The following is a 16,119-nucleotide window of genomic DNA, read 5'->3' as shown; positions in this document are numbered from 1 at the left end:
TATGGCAAATATTCAAATCACCGACGAGCTCCTGTCCAGGTACTTCGCTGGGGAAGCCCTCCCTGAGGAAGCAATGGCGATTGACGATTGGAAGAGGAGCCTTTCGGACAACGCCAGCCTTTTCCAGGCCAGCTGGGATGCGTGGCACATAACCGGTGAACATCCCTACTCACTTCCAGATTTACAGAAGGTATGGCAGCAAACGAAGCCCCGCACCAAAATACGTGTACTTCCATGGGTGGCAGTAGCCGCAACTTTGCTGACTGCGGTTTCATTGCTATGGTTACAACTACGTAAACCTGCTACCATGGAGATCGCTGCTACCCAACAAACAGTAACGCAAACACTACCGGATGGCTCTGTGGCAAAGGTAGCTCCAGGTGGCAATATCCACTATATCAACCGTACTATTCAATTGAAAGGGAGTGGTGAATTTGATGTGAAGTATGACCCCTCACATCCATTTATAGTGAAAGCAGGTCCTGTGCAGGTGACGGTATTGGGCACCACCTTTCATGTAGCAGAAAGTGATTCACTGATCATGGTAAAGGTAAGTTCAGGCAAAGTAAAAATGCAAAAGGACAATAAAGCTGTAGTGGTTACGGACGGTCAGATGGCATATTACAAGGCCGGTGCTTTAGTGCTTGAAAACTATCATTTTACTTTCGACAACAACACACTGGGCAGTATTACCGAAAGGCTGTCTATGGCATATAATAAAAAAATTGTGCTGCAAAATCCTGCCATGGCAGCGTTAAGACTATCCAGCATATTTGAAGACAAAACCCTTGACTATATGCTGGAAGTGATCACCTCTACGCTAAATCTAAAATACACTTATCGTAACGCTGATGAAATCCTTATTGAAGAAGAACAGTAAAATAGCAGCTTGTTCTGTTAGCATGGTATAAAGGTAAAAAGGGGATGTATAATAAGTAACAGGAAGTCCATGAGAATGGCATGTACGAAAATTCTCTCCATCTGGTACCCGAATAAAAGGGGGCTGTCTCGAAGTTTTGAGACGGGCCCTTTTATTCGGGTTCCTGATATAGTCAGGTAGGATTATTCTTAATAGCCTGTGTTTTGCTCATACAATCCTCCACTCGCAGAAATCTCCGCCGATGGTACAGGATAAAGCACATAAGCCGGCACTACTGTTTCTACATTCGTCACCGCATCAGCCGCAATCCATGCATTCATCGTAGTCACCGCCATACCTTCACGCACCAGGTCATTCCATCTCAGGCCTTCACCTAAGAATTCTTTTCTGCGCTCTTCCATCAATTGCTCAATTGTTACATTTGACAAGTCACTCAGCCCCGCTCTTTCTCTTACCTTATTCACAATTGCATCTACATCTGCCTGTGAGCCGGAAGCACCATGTAAGATACATTCCGCCTTCATCATCAACACATCTGTATAACGCAATACGATAAAGTTAATAGGCCAGTCTGTACCACTGGTTCCCTTGTAAGCCGTATTGATATACTTCCTGATAAACGGACCTGCTGAATAGGTCGTTGCGATATTGAAGGTTTTGCGTGTATCAGTATCGCCATAAGAAGTTTTGAGATTGCTGGTCACTGCAAAGTTGCTGGCCCCATATCCATTCCCGTAAGTATTGGACAACCCTAAACTGGTCCAGTAAGCAACCGGTACGAGGTAACTTGGGAAACCCGCGCCATTGGAGCTACTCATAAACTGTACATCAAAGATCACTTCTGCATTATTCTCGTTGGTATAAGAGAAGATATCGGAGTAGCTACTCAAAAATGAATAAGCACCACTATTGATGATTTCATTGAACAATGCCAGCGCCTTATCATATTCACCACTGTTTAAACCAGGTCCGTTGATACCATAGTCAGGACCTGAACGGGTGAGATATACCTGTCCCAGTAAACCTTTGGCAGCATAGGAGGTCGCTCTGCCCACATTTGAACTGGTATAGCTGGTAGGTAGATGCGCCCCTGCATAAGTCAGGTCAGCGATAATAGTATCGTATACCTGTGATACATCTGTTCTGGGTACAGTAGCCGCTTCTGAAGAAGTCATGGCTGTGGTGATCAAAGGTACTTTGCCAAATAACTTCACCAGTTCGAAGTAGTAGAATGCTCTCAGGTAATGGCACTCAGCAATCAGTCGTGCACGCAGCGTCGTATCTGTTACTACACTGCCTTTTGTTTCGAATGCAGCCAGTGTACTGTTTGCATTGTAGATGGCATTGTAATTATTCTGCCAGGCATTCGTGATGAATGTAACCGCTGTAATATCAGGTGACATATCATTGATTCCCTGCCAGTCACGGTTACCATCAGAGATAGCGTTTATATTATCACTACGCATCTCACCCAGCCACAGGGCCATAGATGGATAGTTCTTTAACCCTGAATACACACCATTCACTGCCTGCACAAAATCGTTCTGTGTTGAATAAAAATTAGTCGTTGTTGTACTGGATACCGGTGTCTGATCCAGCTGCTTAGAGCAGGAAGCGAATAGCAGACCCAATAGAAACATATATCCTGATCTCATTGTTTTACTTTTTAAATTAGAAGGTGACATTCAAACCAATAACCGCAGATTTGCTCAAAGGCACTGCGCCATAATCTCCTGGCAGTGAATAGCTGGTATTACCACTGGTATTGGTATTCTGTGCTTCAGGGTTTGCACCACCTTTGTATTTATCATGGCCAAACCAGTTCTGTAAAGAAGCGGTGATACGCGCACTGCTGATGGCACTTGTTCTGAGAATGTGTTTCAGGTTATATCCTAAAGTGATGTTCTGAATACGCCAGAAGTCAGTGCTGTAGATCCAGTCTGATGTTACGTTAGGTACGGTATAAGTAGATGCTGCTTTACCACGTGGTGCGCTGAAGTTTTGGTTATCATCTGTATACCGGTCTCTCCATACACCCAAAGTATTCGCTGTTGTACTACCTGAAAAATCGATTGCCCTACCCAGGTAAGAAAGGATTGAACCACCATGCTGACCATAGATCGTTACACCCAGATCAAAATCTTTGTACTTGAATGTATTGGTGAGTCCCCAAGTATATTTAGGATTTGGCTGGCCATATACCACCCTGTCAGCAGAAGTGATAGCACCATCGCCATTCGCATCATAATACTTCGCATCTCCTACTCTCTCTTTGGATACCCTTGCTACACTGGAATTATCGATATCCGCCTGTGTGAGCAGACCATTTACTTTCGTTACATAATAGCTGAACAGTGGTAAACCTTTTTTCAACAGGTATGGTGCATTACTACCACTGTAAGCAGAAGATATTTCAATTGGTTCACCATCAGCACCCAGTTCCAATACTTTGTTCTGGTTGAATGCGATGTTTGCATTGGTAGACCATTCAAATTTTTTCAGCCGAACGTTCACACTGTTCACACCAATTTCAAGCCCCTGGTTCTGCACGGCGCCAATGTTCTGCAGACTGGTTGTAAAGCCACTCGCACCTACTACAGGAAGGTTCAGCAGCAGATCCGTATTTTTCTTTCTGTATACATCCACGATCACATTCAAACGGCTGCGCAGGAAACTACCATCAATACCTGCGTTCCAGGTAGAAGAAGTTTCCCATTTCAGGTTAGGATTTGCCAGACCTGATACGACCTGTCCGGTAGCGGCTGTAGCGCTGTTACCGCCAAAGCTGTAAGTGGCACTGGTGAGCGTTGGAATAGAACCATAATCACCAATGTTGTTATTACCAGATTTACCCCAGCTTACACGCACTTTCAGGTCATTGATAAAGCTCACGCTTTTCAGGAAAGGCTCTTCAGACAAACGCCATCCGATGCTGGCAGAAGGGAATGTACCCCAACGGCTGTCAGCACCAAAACGGGAAGAAGCATCTTTTCTCAAACTGGCTGTCACCAGGTATTTACCTGCATAGTCATATTGTACCCTGCCAAACCATGAGTACAGCACGTTGTTGGTTTCGGTAGTAGAGCCGGTAGTCGTCACCCCTGAACTATTGGGAATGGCATTGTTCAGTGTTTGTATAATATCGTTGGCAAAGCCACCTGCTGTGGCAATGGTAAAGGTTTCGTAGTGTACCTTATTGTATGATTCACCCAATACTGCAGAGATATTGTGTTTACCTGCGATGGTTTTGGAATAAGTCAGGGTATTTTCATTGATGAAGTTTTGTTTAAGGTAACCACCGTAGGAACCAGAAGCATTCTTACCCGGATTGGTTACCAGTTCTGTGGCAGCACCTACCACCACATCATCAGGAATATATCTTTTGGTAGTAAGATTCATCTGGTCCAGGTTGATGGTAGACTTCAGTACCAAACCGGGGATGATTTCATACTGGCCATACATAGATCCCAGCAGACGGGTTGTCTTTACAAGACTGGTCACTTTTTTCAGGTAAGCATAAGGGCTGATCAGTTTTGCACTTGCCCAGGTGTAGGTAGAAAGGCCACCGGCGCCTGTCATATTACCAGCAGTAGATTCTACAACCGGTACCATTTGCAGGGCTTTCATTACCTGATTGTCCTTACCTTCTGCATCAGGTGCATGGTTTTCTGAATAGCTTGGCGCGAGGTTCAGCCCTACTTTTACATGCTTGCCTACGTTTGCTTCCACATTCGCTCTGGCACCGTAATTCTTGAAAGAAGAATTGATCACGGTACCATCCTGATCCAGGTAATTACCGGAGATAAAGTAATGCACATTGTCAGTACCACCACTGGCAGATACTTCGTAATTGCCAAAAGGCGCCGTTCTGAATATCTCATCCTGCCAGTCAATATATGTCAAACCGGGATGACCAGGTTCTGCCCAACGATCATCTGTCATATACGAAGTGTTCACGACACCACTTGCCAGACCTAAGATAGAAGCACGTTCTGCATTTGTCTGTGTCGCACTTCTGCCGGAGCCGGATGCTACCCAGTTGGTATTCGCTACTTCTGTCGCCATCTTCACCCACTCATCAGCACTCAGTACATCTGTCTTACGATTTATTTTACTTAAACCGGTTGTTGCATTGAAAGCGATCTTTGCTTTACCTGACTGCCCTCTTTTAGTGGTGATGATCACAACACCATTGGCTGCGCGGGAACCATAAATGGCACCGGCAGCAGCGTCTTTCAACACCTGTATACTTTCAATATCATTTGGATTCAGGTTATTGAGCGGACTGGCGGTAAAACCACCGGAGCCATTATTGCTTACTACATCCAGCGGGAACCCATCTACTACATAGAGTGGTTCAGTACCGGCAGTTACAGATCCGCTACCACGTATCGTGATGCTCAGACCCTGACCGGGCATACCTGTCTGTTGTTTTACCTGTACACCGGGCATTTGTCCTATCAGTGCCTGTTCTGCTCTACCCAAGGGTTTTTCGATCAGGTTGCCCACGGGCATGGTCGTCACTGCACCTAAGATGTTTCCTTTTTGCTGGGTACCATAACCTACTACCACCACTTCGCTCAATGCACTTTCTGAAGAAGCGAGTTTTACGGTAAGATGTTTCTGACCACCTACAGGCACTTCCTGTTTGCCATAGCCTACATAGGAGAATACCAGTACTGCATACTGGTCAGGTACATTGATAGAGAAAGTACCGTCCGTACCGGTAGAAACCCCTGTGCCGGTGCCTTTGAGCTGCACGCTTACACCTGGTAGTGGTTGTCCTTTTTCATCTGTCACTTTACCTGTAATAGGAATCGTTGCTGCAAAGGATTGTAAGCAGCTAAGCAGGATTAATACACAGCACATGAATGGCAATAGCAGAGCCATTACGCGCCTTCCTTGTTTTTCCATTCTCGAAGTCGGTTTAATTAAGTAAAAAGCATGGTGACTGCTATAGTTGGCGATAGCAGCAGTTAAATTGTAAGAATAAAAGGGAGTACTACTATTGGTGGTAGCAGCGGGTACATAGTACTACAGTTGGTGGCAGTAGTAGCGAATCGGGGGCAAATATACAAAGTCCACTAAATTAGTAGGTAATTATTTTTATGTTTTTTTTAACGGAAGGTGGAGATAATCGAAATCCCCCAAACTAAAAAGCTTTTGCCGAAGGAAAAAGCTTTTTAGTTTGGGGGATTTTTATTTTAAAAGGAAGAATTATTTATTTCCTTTCATCATACACACCCAATTCTGCTATTGCAGGGGGCGCGCTACTTTCTTCAATTTTTATTCTGACTTTTCCACCTCTTACAGCATCAAATCTGTGTATTCTCACACGCCCCTGTTGCACACCTGCTGGTAAGGGTTTCCATACACCACCATCGTTATATTCCAACTGGTACTTCTTAATATGGTCGCCATCTTCTACAATCGTCACCATATTAAAATCCTTCTCTCTGTCAAAATCCACTTCATACCAAGGTTGTTTCACCTCAGCATTTGACTGCCAGCTGGTAAGGAAGTTATCATCATTTGCAAAGTCCATGATATTCATATCATCACTCCAGCTGGAATTACTGTACTGGAACTTCGCAAAGTTTTGTGCAGTAATGGGTGCTGCACCTTTTGGTAAAGCAGGTAACGGACCTGCCGGTTTCCACATCTTTCCCATCTGTGTCAATGCAGCAACTGCATTATCATCAATCAACCCTTCACGGTTAGGTGCTACATTCAGGATGAAGTTACACCATGCTTTATTCAATTGAACCAGGTTATCATTGACCAATTTTACAGGATCTTTCACGGGTGTAGTTGGGAAACTTTTTTTCCAGAACCAGTTCTGATTAATTGGCAAACAGGACAATGCAGGCAGTTGATTACTTTCTTTTGAGATGTGCTGACCGGCACCCTGCTCATAAGATTTGATATCTGTGTAGAACAGTGCATCTGTCGGATATTTCGCTGCATTCAGGTCCATGAGCAGACAGTTTGGTTGCAGTGTCTTTACCAGATGGTAGATATCATCAAACGGTACATCTTCGTAAGATATGCGTGACCACGGTGCATCCCATCCATCTATAATCAAAGCTGTGATCTCTCCGTAATTGGTGAGTAATTCTGTGAGTTGCGCTTTGATCATTTCAATATCCTGACGTGTAATGCCGTGGGGACGCAATTTATGATGTGTATCTAAAATGGAATAGTACAACATCACTTTCAATCCTTTTGCCCTGAATGCGGTTACATATTCCTTTACGACGTCACGCTTCAGCGGACTATTCATAACATTGTAATCCGTTGTCTTTGTATCCCATATACAGAAACCACTATGGTGTTTTGTAGTCAGGCAACCATAAGACATATTCGCGGCTTTGGCAGTTGTAGCCCACTGGTTACAATCCAGTTTAGTCGGATTGAAAGCAGTAGCAGGCGTTTCAGGGTCAGGCCAGTCCTGATCCATGAAAGTAGGAATGTTGAAGTGGATGAACATACCGAACCGCAGATCAACAAATTGTTGCTGTAGTGTGGATAACGATTTTGATTGTGCGCTTAAAATGGCTGGTGACAAACACAGTACCCCTGCCAGTAAGCGGGAAAAGAATTGTTGCTTCATATGAGACCTATACGTGGTTAAGAAGACCAATATAATATAAGCATTGCGCACTGTACCTACCCTGATAAACTAATACCATGATTGGTGAAATTGCCATCAATCTCATCATTTTAACAAATTTACAGGTATAGTTCACCCCGCCAAAAAGGATTGTGGCAAGGTTTTGGAATATTACCAGTGTGCAGGTACCAAAGTTGAGAGTCATTTAATTAAAATAAAATTTATATGAAACTAAGGATCATATTGTTGGCAGTATCGTTGCCTGTATTATTGTTTTCCTGTGTAGGTACAAAGAAGTACAAGGCTTCGGAGGCCCGCTATGTTTCTCTGAGTGAGAAATATACTGCACTGCAGGGACAATTACAGGATTGCCAGCGTAGTCTTCGTGATTCCACTGCTGCTTTTGAACATCGCAGGAATATCACAGACGAACGTACAGAAGGGCTGAAAAAGAACAACAACGAACTGCTTGATCAGCTGAAAAACCTGTCTGTGATCAGTAATTCACAGGCTGAAAGCATCAAGAAATCATTGGATAATATTGGCGCAAAAGATGCCTACATCCAGGACCTGCAGTCAGCGATTGCTAAGAAGGACTCCCTCAACATGGCATTGGTTATGAACCTGAAAGGGGCTATCGGCGATCTGAATGACCAGGACATCAACATTAAAGTTGATAAGGGTGTGGTTTACATAGACATCTCTGACAAACTGCTGTTTGAAAGTGGTAGCTATGACATCACTGCACGTGCAAAAGAAGTATTGGGTAAAGTGGCCAAAGTGCTGAATAATCAGCCAAACATCGAGTTCCTCGTAGAAGGTCATACTGATACCAACCCATACAAGAAAGGCGTACTGCTGGACAACTGGGATCTGAGTGTGAAGAGAGCGACTGCTGTAACCCGTGTTTTACAAAACGATTACGCAATCAATCCAGCACGTATCACTGCTGCCGGACGTAGTGAATATGTTCCAGTAGCTAACAATGATACACCGGAAGGACGAGCTGCCAACCGTAGAACAAGGATTGTGATCCTGCCGCAACTGGATCAGTTCTTCAAGTTGTTAGAAAAGAAGCAATAAATTGATGGCTGAGGATCACGAAAGTGGTCCTCAGTTTTTCTACTCCAATAACATTGATCGCCTGAAATCTAATCGCATTAAAAATCCCTACTACTTGAAAAAGTATCCTTATATTACTATACCACTTACATGTAATTTTTCACCCCCCGTTATACATCCTGCAAAAAACGCTTTACCTTACACTACGGTGGGCAATAACCAGTACCTGTTACAAAATGTTTTGCTAAAAAATAGTTTAGCTATTATTAACGTTATAAGATGTAATGTTTATTTTTAGTACAAAAGAATTATCCCTTTGGCGAGTGTTCTGGTATGTGTTGTTTGTGTACATGCTTTCAGCGTGTATTGCCTGTAACCCCGGTCAACAGGACAATGTTGATCACCCTAAATTTTTCGAAGCTGTCATCCGCCATGCCGACAGCTTGGGTACAGATCCGGACAGGGAAAAAGAATTGCGCTACCTGGATTCTGTATACGCACGTTTTCAACATGCGGGTCCGGGTGATTTATACCGTAAATACCTGTTCAAAAGAGGCTACTATTACGACAAAGACTACTCAAAAAGCCTGATCTATTGCGACAGTATGCTGTACGTAATGAAAGATCTCAAGGACAATAAAAAGTATACAAAGTCATATGTCAACGCACTTTTGAATAAAGGGGATGTGCTGGTAGCACAAAAACGGCTGACCGAAGCTTTCGAATACTATTACAAGGCAAAACAAATAGGTGAAACCACTCATGACACTGCTTTCCTAGCTGACTATTACAATCAGCTAGGCATGATCTGCTACAGGCAGGAGAAATATTCAGAAGCTGCTAAGTATTTCAAAACCGCCACACACCTTCGCCTCATTTGTGGTGAGCAGGATTTCCCAGCCTTTTCCTTTATCCAGGAGAATATCGACAATACCGCGCTTTCCTTTGACCGTGCCGGCAACTATGACAGTGCCAGTCTCTATTTCCAGAAAGCCCTCAGTTATATCAGTGAAAACGAAGGCAGGTTCAGTATTGCCGCCAATGAGAAGCGCTATATCGCGACGGCAAAAGGTATTATATACGGCAACCAGTCTTTCATGTACCTAAAGAAAGGAGACACCGCCAGTGTTGAACCCCTGCTTCTTGAAAGCATCTGTATCAACAATCAGCCTGGTTATGCCAATGACGACGCTTACTACACGCTGCTTCGCCTCGCGAATCTCTACATCAATACCAACCGGATGCCGGAGGCATATAAGGTGTTGAGTAAGATAAAATCGGCAATGGATACTATCGCACTACCTGACAGAGAACTGCGCCTCAGATGGCTCAAAGCGGAAGAAACCTGGTTTGCAAAAACTAATCAACCTGACAAGGCATACGCTTTCCTGAAAGAATATACCTACATCAAAGACTCGCTGGATAACCGTAACCGGAAAATTCACGAAGCAGACATCAGCAGAGAGTTTGACAACGTAGCCCGTCAGCAGGAAATTATTTCACTCAAAAATGACGACCGGCTTAAGACCATCCTGTTAGTCATCACCACACTCTTCCTCGCATCAGTGATTGCCATCGCCTTCCTGATCTGGAAAATGTGGCTTCGATCCAAGCAAAATCTGCAACTAGTGGGTATTCAGAATGCCAGGCTTACCACTGCCCTGCGTAACCTGGAAAGCAGGGATCAGGAAAATGCCGCACTGCTCAAAGTCATTATTCATGACCTGAAAAACCCTGTGGGCAATATCGGCGCTATCGCCGGCCTGCTATTGGATGGCGAGGAGTTCGATCCGGCACAGCGCAAAGCCATGTACCAGATGATCGCCCAAGCAGGCAACCAGGCATTTGAAATCATCAATCAACTACTCGAAAATAAAAACAAAGGACAACTGGCTGATCTGAGATCAGAACTGACAGACCTCCCCCTCGTCCTGATGGAATGTATCGATCTGCTACAGTTCAAAGCACAACAGAAAAGACAACGCATCAGGGTAGGCCGCGTGCCCGCAGGCATGGCCTATCTTGACAGGGATAAGATCTGGCAGCTCTTCACCAACCTGATCGACAATGCCATCAAGTTCAGTAATGAAAGATCCGTGATCAGTATCAGTGCTACCCGGACAGACAATACCTTTACCATTATGATCAAGGATAAAGGCATTGGTATTCCGCCGGAATTAAAGGAAAAGATCTTTGAGATGCACACTTCTGCGGGAAGACCGGGTACAGCCGGTGAACAGTCCTTTGGACTGGGGTTATCCATCTCCAGAAAAATTGCAGAAATGCACAATGGCCATCTGTGGTTTGAGAGTATACCAGGTAAGGAAACAACCTTTTATGTAGAGCTCCCCTGTGAGCCTAGTAAGCAACCTGCTGTCAAAGGTGCGCGTCTGAACGTATAATGTTGGTTATAATACGGCTTCCAGTGCCTCACGCTCCATCAGTTTCCGCATGTTGATGATGGCATACCGAACCCTGCCCAGGGCGGTGTTGATCCCCACGTTGACGGTTTGCGCAATCTCTTTAAAACTCAGATCTGCATAGTATCGCAGTATCAGTGCTTCCCGCTGTGTTTCTGGCAGGCGATCCATTAATGCCTGCACGGCGGTATTGGTTTCTTTGATGATAATGCATTGCTCCTGGCTGATGTCTATACGGCTATCGCCACTGGTAATGTCATCATTGTAGATAAGTGCAAAGGCCGGCCGCGCATTCTTCTTCCGGAAATGGCTGATACAACAGTTGTGGGCGATTCTCACTGCCCAGGCTATAAAACGACTATTGTCCAGATAATGCCCTTCGTTGAGTGCATTAATGATTTTGATAAACACATCCTGGAAGATATCTTCCGCCAGGTGCCGGTCCTTTACTAACAGCATGATGGTTGTAAAGATCCTGTTTTTGTGTCTGTACACCAGTACCGAGAAAGCACTATCGTCTCCCGATCTGTAGAGTTTTATTAATTCTTCATCTGTCAATTCACTATATCTTTTCATGGTATGATTATTAGATGTTGAAAAAATTGGCCGCTCTCGATAAAGCAGCCCTGTTACTTGTGGTTTTGATGGAGATGGTCATTAGTAAACTAGTTCTTCAGATGCAGGTATGCTTTTACCTGTTCGTAATTATTCCAGTCGATGCCTGCTTTACGCGCAGCAGCTTCGCCACCTGGAATGATCACATATCTGTATTGGAAAGCCTTGTTTCCACTATCGTCGGTATAAGTGCTGAAATCAGAATTGCTGTAGATTTCAAAGCCACCTGTAAAGATTGATACGTTGATAATATAGCTGCCATCGAAGTAAGGCAATGGCATTACCACCAGCTGGCCGCTGCTTGTATAGTATTGAGTATATACTTTTACATCACCACTATTCAGTATGTCTGCTGTGATTTTTGGAGCATCTACATCTACAAAGTAAGTGGCATCGTCAGATGCCAAAGTGAATGTTGCATCCTCCCAGTCAGAGTAAATGATACCAGCATTACCAGCCACACCTGAATCGCCTTTTTCACCCTGTGGACCTGCAGGACCCGCATCACCTTTTTTACAAGAAGTCATTCCAAGGGTAAGGGAGAACATACATGCCACGAATAAATAACCGAAAACCTTTTTCATAAATTAAATTTTGATTGTTTGTTTTTGATAGAATTGATTTTAATCTTTTTTATCTCCATCTTGTATATTGACGTTCGCTTTGCAAACGTGGGTTATAATGAACTAGAAGTTACGCGGGCATAGATCACCATATCTATTGCCTATTAAGAAACCAATCAATATCTCATGCGATCCCTTACTCACGGTATTCAATGATGAGGTGGTATAATCATAGGAGTACCCGATATTGATTGTCGAATTGATATTCACACCAAACATGGCTGCAAACCCATCAGAAATGCGGTAAGAAGCTCCTAACCACATCCTGTCGCGATACTGAAACTTAGTATTCAGATCAAAGCTGACAGGTGCTGCCGTAATCATCCTCACCATCACGGAAGGCAATACACTGATATCCTCATTGATAAATGCACGATACCCTCCTGAGAAAAATAAATGCGGTACCAGTTTACCTCTGTACAAAGAATCACCCACTACTTTTCCATTGTCATATGCGATCTGCTGCGGAATGATGTTCTGTACCGCTGCACTGATATAATAGCTACTGCTGTAGAGCATCAATCCTGCATTCACTTCGGGCCGCCACTTGTTCAACTGTGTGCTCGCTGCCACCACCGGATCTCCCGCCTGCTCAAAATCCAGCTTCGATGCATCCAGCGACATCTGCTGCACTCCCACTGAAATCCCTGCACTCACACTCGTACGTGGTGAAATAGGAATATGATGTGCATAAGTACCTGTGATGGAAAACCGGTTCAGCGGACCCGTTTTATCATTCAGGATCGTCATCCCTACACCTGCATGCGCAGGCGGTGTAGTATACTGTTGCCAGTAAGCTCTGCCCCTTGGATTCTCGCCGGGAGGCGTCAACCCTGTGATACTCGCTTCAGAATAATCACTCTTACGTAATGGTCCATGCACAGTGAGATAAGAAGTAACCGGGGCACCGTTCAATCCTGCCCACTGATGGCGATGGCTCGCCTTTACATCCCAGTAGTTCTCAATCCCTGCCATAGCAGGGTTGATGATAAACGTGTTGAGAATGTACTGGGTGTAGTGCGGTTGTTGCTGTGCATAGCTGCTGGCGGACCAGGCCAGCAGCAACAACCGCAGGGGTAATCTTTTCATAGTTTACTATTTAATCACTTTGAATTCCGTCCTTCTGTTCCTGGCCCTTCCTTCAGGATTATCCGATCCATCTGTATTGGTATTAGGCGCTATCGGCATGGTAGCCGCATATCCCTTCCAGGTAAGACGTTCTGCTGACACACCTTTGCTCACGAGGTAATCCACACAACTCTTTGCACGTGCTTCAGACAGTTTCTCATTCAGTTCATTGGAACCTTTGCTATCTGTATGCGCACTCAGTTCTATCTTCACTTCAGGATGCGCCTGTAGCATGGCAACCAGTTTATCCAATGAAGGGAAAGATGCAGGTTGCAGATATGATTGATTGAAATCGTAGTATACATTGTCCAGTACAACAGGTACCTCAGCTGGCGGAGGCGCTACAGCTACAGGTGTTTCAGTTATTGGTGGTGGTGGCGGTGGTGGTGGCGGTGGTAGTGGCGGTACGTTCTTCTTCAACGTAAACAACTCTAAGCAACAGCTGGCAGAACGATCAGATGACATCCAAACTGATTCCAGGATATTGTCTTTACTACCCTTGCTGGTAAAGTAGATATCATCCTTCACCGAGTTTACAGGATAACCGAAATTCACCGGTGTGGTATAACCACCTGCACTATCCTTTGTATAGAAGAAATCATATCCTCCCATACCTATTCTTCCATCTGTAGAGAAGACCAATAAACCGGAAGGACTATGGTAATAAGGAGCCTGTTCATTGGAGGCGGTATTCACCACAGGGCCTAAGTTCTTTGTAAAGAAGGGGGTACCGTCTCCATTCAGTTGCGCTTCCCATATATCCAATCCTCCTTCACCCCCCGGTCTGTCACTGGCATATAATAAGCGCTTTCCATCGGCAGTGACAAATGGTTGTTGTGCACTAAAACCTGTGGCATTCACGATAGAATCCAGCAATACGGGTTCTGCCCAGGTATCACCATTTTTATGACTGCTATAGATCGCTGCTTTCTTATTTTTCACCCAGCGGGTCAGAAACATGGTATTGCCATCAGGTGTAATAGTGATCACGCCCTGCTCTTCACTTTTGGGTTGAGCCAATGCCAGTTTGGAAATACTGTCTGGTACTTCGCCACTGAACTTTGCACCATATACCCTGTTGGTAAACACGTGATTCTTTGGAGCACCATTATCAGGTCTGGTAGATGTGAATAACAGCAATGTATCACCCATCCATAAAGGGGCATAGTTGGCACCTTCAGGATTCAGGTTGGTATTGCCCTTCTCTACAGTGTATAGAGAAAGATCAGGACGCGCGAGTTGTATAATGATGAAGTGAAGGTTCTGTTGTTCACGCTTTGCATCATCACGGTATTTATCATCTGTCTGATAAGTATCGAGGAAATAAGCGAATGCTTTTTCTGCCAGATCATACCGGCTCAGTGCACGCAGTGATACCGCATAATAATACGGCGCTAATGGATATTCTGTTTTTTCAAACTCCAATGCCTCTGCATACCAGGGCACTGCTTTGCTATAATCATGCAGTAAGCGATAGCTCTCTGCCAGCTTATAGATGGCCTGGTGTTCAGAGCTTACAGATACCTGCTTTTTGCTGGCTACCTGTTGAGTATTGTAGGGTTTATAAACGGCATTGCTGACGATGGAACGGTTGCCTGCCAGATATTTTTCATAATACTGTGCAGCAGAATTGTAGTCCGCGTTCCTGAAATAATAGTCAGCAGCCTTGAGGTAATTGTAAGCAAACTGGGCTTTGCCTGCCATTACTGCACCTAACAGTGCTGCTGTGAAGAAGATCTTTTTCATGGTTCTTTATTAGATTTTAGAGACGTGGGCACACAAATTCTACTTCAGGTGTTTTAAAGAGTTTTCTGCCTATCCAGGTCAGCGAGAGCTCGAAGCTGTTAGAACCTCTGGCTATCTTGCCCAGATCGGAATTGTTGATATCATAGCTAACGCCAAGGGTAAAGCCGCCATAGGTAAAGCCTGCATGAGGAGCAATGGCATCTTTGAAACGGTAGTTCACACCTAACAGGAAATCAACAGTCGGTGTTACATACATCTGACCGTATGCACCTATCATCTTTTCTTCTGCATTACCCTGATGGAGGTATAATAAATTCGGCGTGATACTAAAGGTTTCATTGACCGCTATTTTCACACCGGCATGGCCTGTAAAGCGCATGGGGAAACGCGCATCACCACTGGCACTAAACTGATCGGGAGGACGAGTAAGATGACTCACTCCGAAACCACCGAAGATGTTATACTTTTTGCCTGGCTCCGCATCGTAATACAATACACCAGCACCGGCATCGAATGAGGTAGCAGATGTTCTGCCTAATACCTCTGCACTTGGAGTGCCCGGGTTATAACCAGTCACAGGGTTCCACTGGTCGCCAAAGGTGAGTTTGGAAGCATCAAAGCGGCGTTGGATCAAACCGGCCTGTATACCGAATACCAATCTGTGTGTTTGATTAGCACCCAGCTTTACACCGGTATAAGAGGCACTGGCATAACCGGTCGTATAGTTATATCCACCATCACCAGCGGATTGATTCAATACACTGACGCCAACATTGAATTGCTTATTGGTAGTAATGTCGGCGGCTACACCATAGGTAGCAAACGGACTGCTGATGTTTCCCCACTGGGTACGGTAAATAGCCGACACACGGTAATCGCCGTCAAAAGCACCGGTCAGTGCGGGGTTCAGCCATGAGGGATACACATAATACTGGGAGAAATGCGGATCAGATTGCGCATTTGCCTTATCAGCCATTACAAACAATAGCGGGCAAAGCAGGATGAAGGTGATGATATTTTTCATTGCGAGTT

Annotated in this window: 11 protein-coding genes; 3 read left to right on the top strand and 8 right to left on the bottom strand. The window is 44.7% G+C overall.

What is annotated here, in order from left to right; genetic code table 11:
• Position 1 precedes the first annotated feature (1 nt).
• Positions 2-880 (top strand): FecR family protein, encoded by an 879-nt coding sequence (locus QQL36_RS15180; protein ID WP_083720439.1) that lies wholly within the window; start codon positions 2-4, stop codon positions 878-880.
• 188 nt (positions 881-1,068) lie between these two features.
• Here the strand turns inward: QQL36_RS15180 and QQL36_RS15175 are convergent, their stop codons facing one another.
• The 3 genes from QQL36_RS15175 to QQL36_RS15165 form a co-directional block, all read right to left on the bottom strand.
• Positions 1,069-2,535, bottom strand: coding sequence for a RagB/SusD family nutrient uptake outer membrane protein (locus QQL36_RS15175; RefSeq protein ID WP_083720802.1), 1,467 nt, complete (start codon positions 2,533-2,535; stop codon positions 1,069-1,071).
• Positions 2,536-2,551: 16 nt separating this feature from the next.
• Positions 2,552-5,794, bottom strand: coding sequence for a TonB-dependent receptor (locus tag QQL36_RS15170; RefSeq protein ID WP_321570168.1), 3,243 nt, complete (start codon positions 5,792-5,794; stop codon positions 2,552-2,554).
• Between the two features lie 307 nt (positions 5,795-6,101).
• On the bottom strand, positions 6,102-7,493 hold the full coding sequence (locus tag QQL36_RS15165) for an alpha-L-fucosidase (protein WP_321570167.1): 1,392 nt from the start codon (positions 7,491-7,493) through the stop codon (positions 6,102-6,104).
• A 225-nt stretch (positions 7,494-7,718) separates the two neighbouring features.
• On the opposite strand from QQL36_RS15165, the gene QQL36_RS15160 reads away from it, so the two are divergent.
• Positions 7,719-8,576, top strand: a complete 858-nt coding sequence (locus QQL36_RS15160; protein ID WP_083720443.1) for a flagellar motor protein MotB — start codon at positions 7,719-7,721, stop codon at positions 8,574-8,576.
• A 263-nt stretch (positions 8,577-8,839) separates the two neighbouring features.
• The gene (locus tag QQL36_RS15155) at positions 8,840-10,957 is read left to right on the top strand and encodes a tetratricopeptide repeat-containing sensor histidine kinase (RefSeq protein ID WP_321570166.1); all 2,118 of its coding nucleotides are present in this window, start codon (positions 8,840-8,842) and stop codon (positions 10,955-10,957) included.
• Positions 10,958-10,963: 6 nt separating this feature from the next.
• Here QQL36_RS15155 and QQL36_RS15150 read toward each other — a convergent pair whose 3' ends face one another.
• From QQL36_RS15150 to QQL36_RS15130, 5 genes are all read right to left on the bottom strand, one after another.
• Positions 10,964-11,551 carry a sigma-70 family RNA polymerase sigma factor gene (locus QQL36_RS15150; protein WP_083720448.1) on the bottom strand — a complete coding sequence of 196 codons (588 nt, stop codon included), beginning with the start codon at positions 11,549-11,551 and terminating at the stop codon, positions 10,964-10,966.
• An 89-nt stretch (positions 11,552-11,640) separates the two neighbouring features.
• Positions 11,641-12,174: a collagen-like protein gene (locus tag QQL36_RS15145; RefSeq protein ID WP_321570165.1), complete on the bottom strand. Its 534-nt coding sequence runs from the start codon at positions 12,172-12,174 to the stop codon at positions 11,641-11,643.
• A 102-nt stretch (positions 12,175-12,276) separates the two neighbouring features.
• The gene (locus QQL36_RS15140) at positions 12,277-13,302 is read right to left on the bottom strand and encodes a type IX secretion system membrane protein PorP/SprF (RefSeq protein WP_321570164.1); all 1,026 of its coding nucleotides are present in this window, start codon (positions 13,300-13,302) and stop codon (positions 12,277-12,279) included.
• A 6-nt stretch (positions 13,303-13,308) separates the two neighbouring features.
• Complete coding sequence (locus tag QQL36_RS15135; protein ID WP_321570163.1) at positions 13,309-15,087, bottom strand: OmpA family protein; 1,779 nt, start codon at positions 15,085-15,087, stop codon at positions 13,309-13,311.
• 16 nt (positions 15,088-15,103) lie between these two features.
• The gene (locus QQL36_RS15130) at positions 15,104-16,111 is read right to left on the bottom strand and encodes a PorP/SprF family type IX secretion system membrane protein (RefSeq protein ID WP_321570162.1); all 1,008 of its coding nucleotides are present in this window, start codon (positions 16,109-16,111) and stop codon (positions 15,104-15,106) included.
• Between the last annotated feature and the right edge of the window lie 8 nt (positions 16,112-16,119).

The sequence above is a fragment of the Chitinophaga sp. LS1 genome (assembly GCF_034274695.1).
In the GTDB taxonomy this organism is placed as follows: domain Bacteria; phylum Bacteroidota; class Bacteroidia; order Chitinophagales; family Chitinophagaceae; genus Chitinophaga.
This window is presented reverse-complemented; position numbering and strand designations above follow the sequence as displayed.

Coding starts and splice junctions, on each gene's coding strand:
- QQL36_RS15175 (WP_083720802.1), bottom strand. CDS start 2,535: ATGAGATCAGGATATATGTTTCTATTGGGTCTGCTATTCGCTTCCTGC.
- QQL36_RS15170 (WP_321570168.1), bottom strand. CDS start 5,794: ATGGAAAAACAAGGAAGGCGCGTAATGGCTCTGCTATTGCCATTCATG.
- QQL36_RS15180 (WP_083720439.1), top strand. CDS start 2: ATGGCAAATATTCAAATCACCGACGAGCTCCTGTCCAGGTACTTCGCT.
- QQL36_RS15155 (WP_321570166.1), top strand. CDS start 8,840: ATGTTTATTTTTAGTACAAAAGAATTATCCCTTTGGCGAGTGTTCTGG.
- QQL36_RS15140 (WP_321570164.1), bottom strand. CDS start 13,302: ATGAAAAGATTACCCCTGCGGTTGTTGCTGCTGGCCTGGTCCGCCAGC.
- QQL36_RS15145 (WP_321570165.1), bottom strand. CDS start 12,174: ATGAAAAAGGTTTTCGGTTATTTATTCGTGGCATGTATGTTCTCCCTT.
- QQL36_RS15150 (WP_083720448.1), bottom strand. CDS start 11,551: ATGAAAAGATATAGTGAATTGACAGATGAAGAATTAATAAAACTCTAC.
- QQL36_RS15165 (WP_321570167.1), bottom strand. CDS start 7,493: ATGAAGCAACAATTCTTTTCCCGCTTACTGGCAGGGGTACTGTGTTTG.
- QQL36_RS15160 (WP_083720443.1), top strand. CDS start 7,719: ATGAAACTAAGGATCATATTGTTGGCAGTATCGTTGCCTGTATTATTG.
- QQL36_RS15130 (WP_321570162.1), bottom strand. CDS start 16,111: ATGAAAAATATCATCACCTTCATCCTGCTTTGCCCGCTATTGTTTGTA.
- QQL36_RS15135 (WP_321570163.1), bottom strand. CDS start 15,087: ATGAAAAAGATCTTCTTCACAGCAGCACTGTTAGGTGCAGTAATGGCA.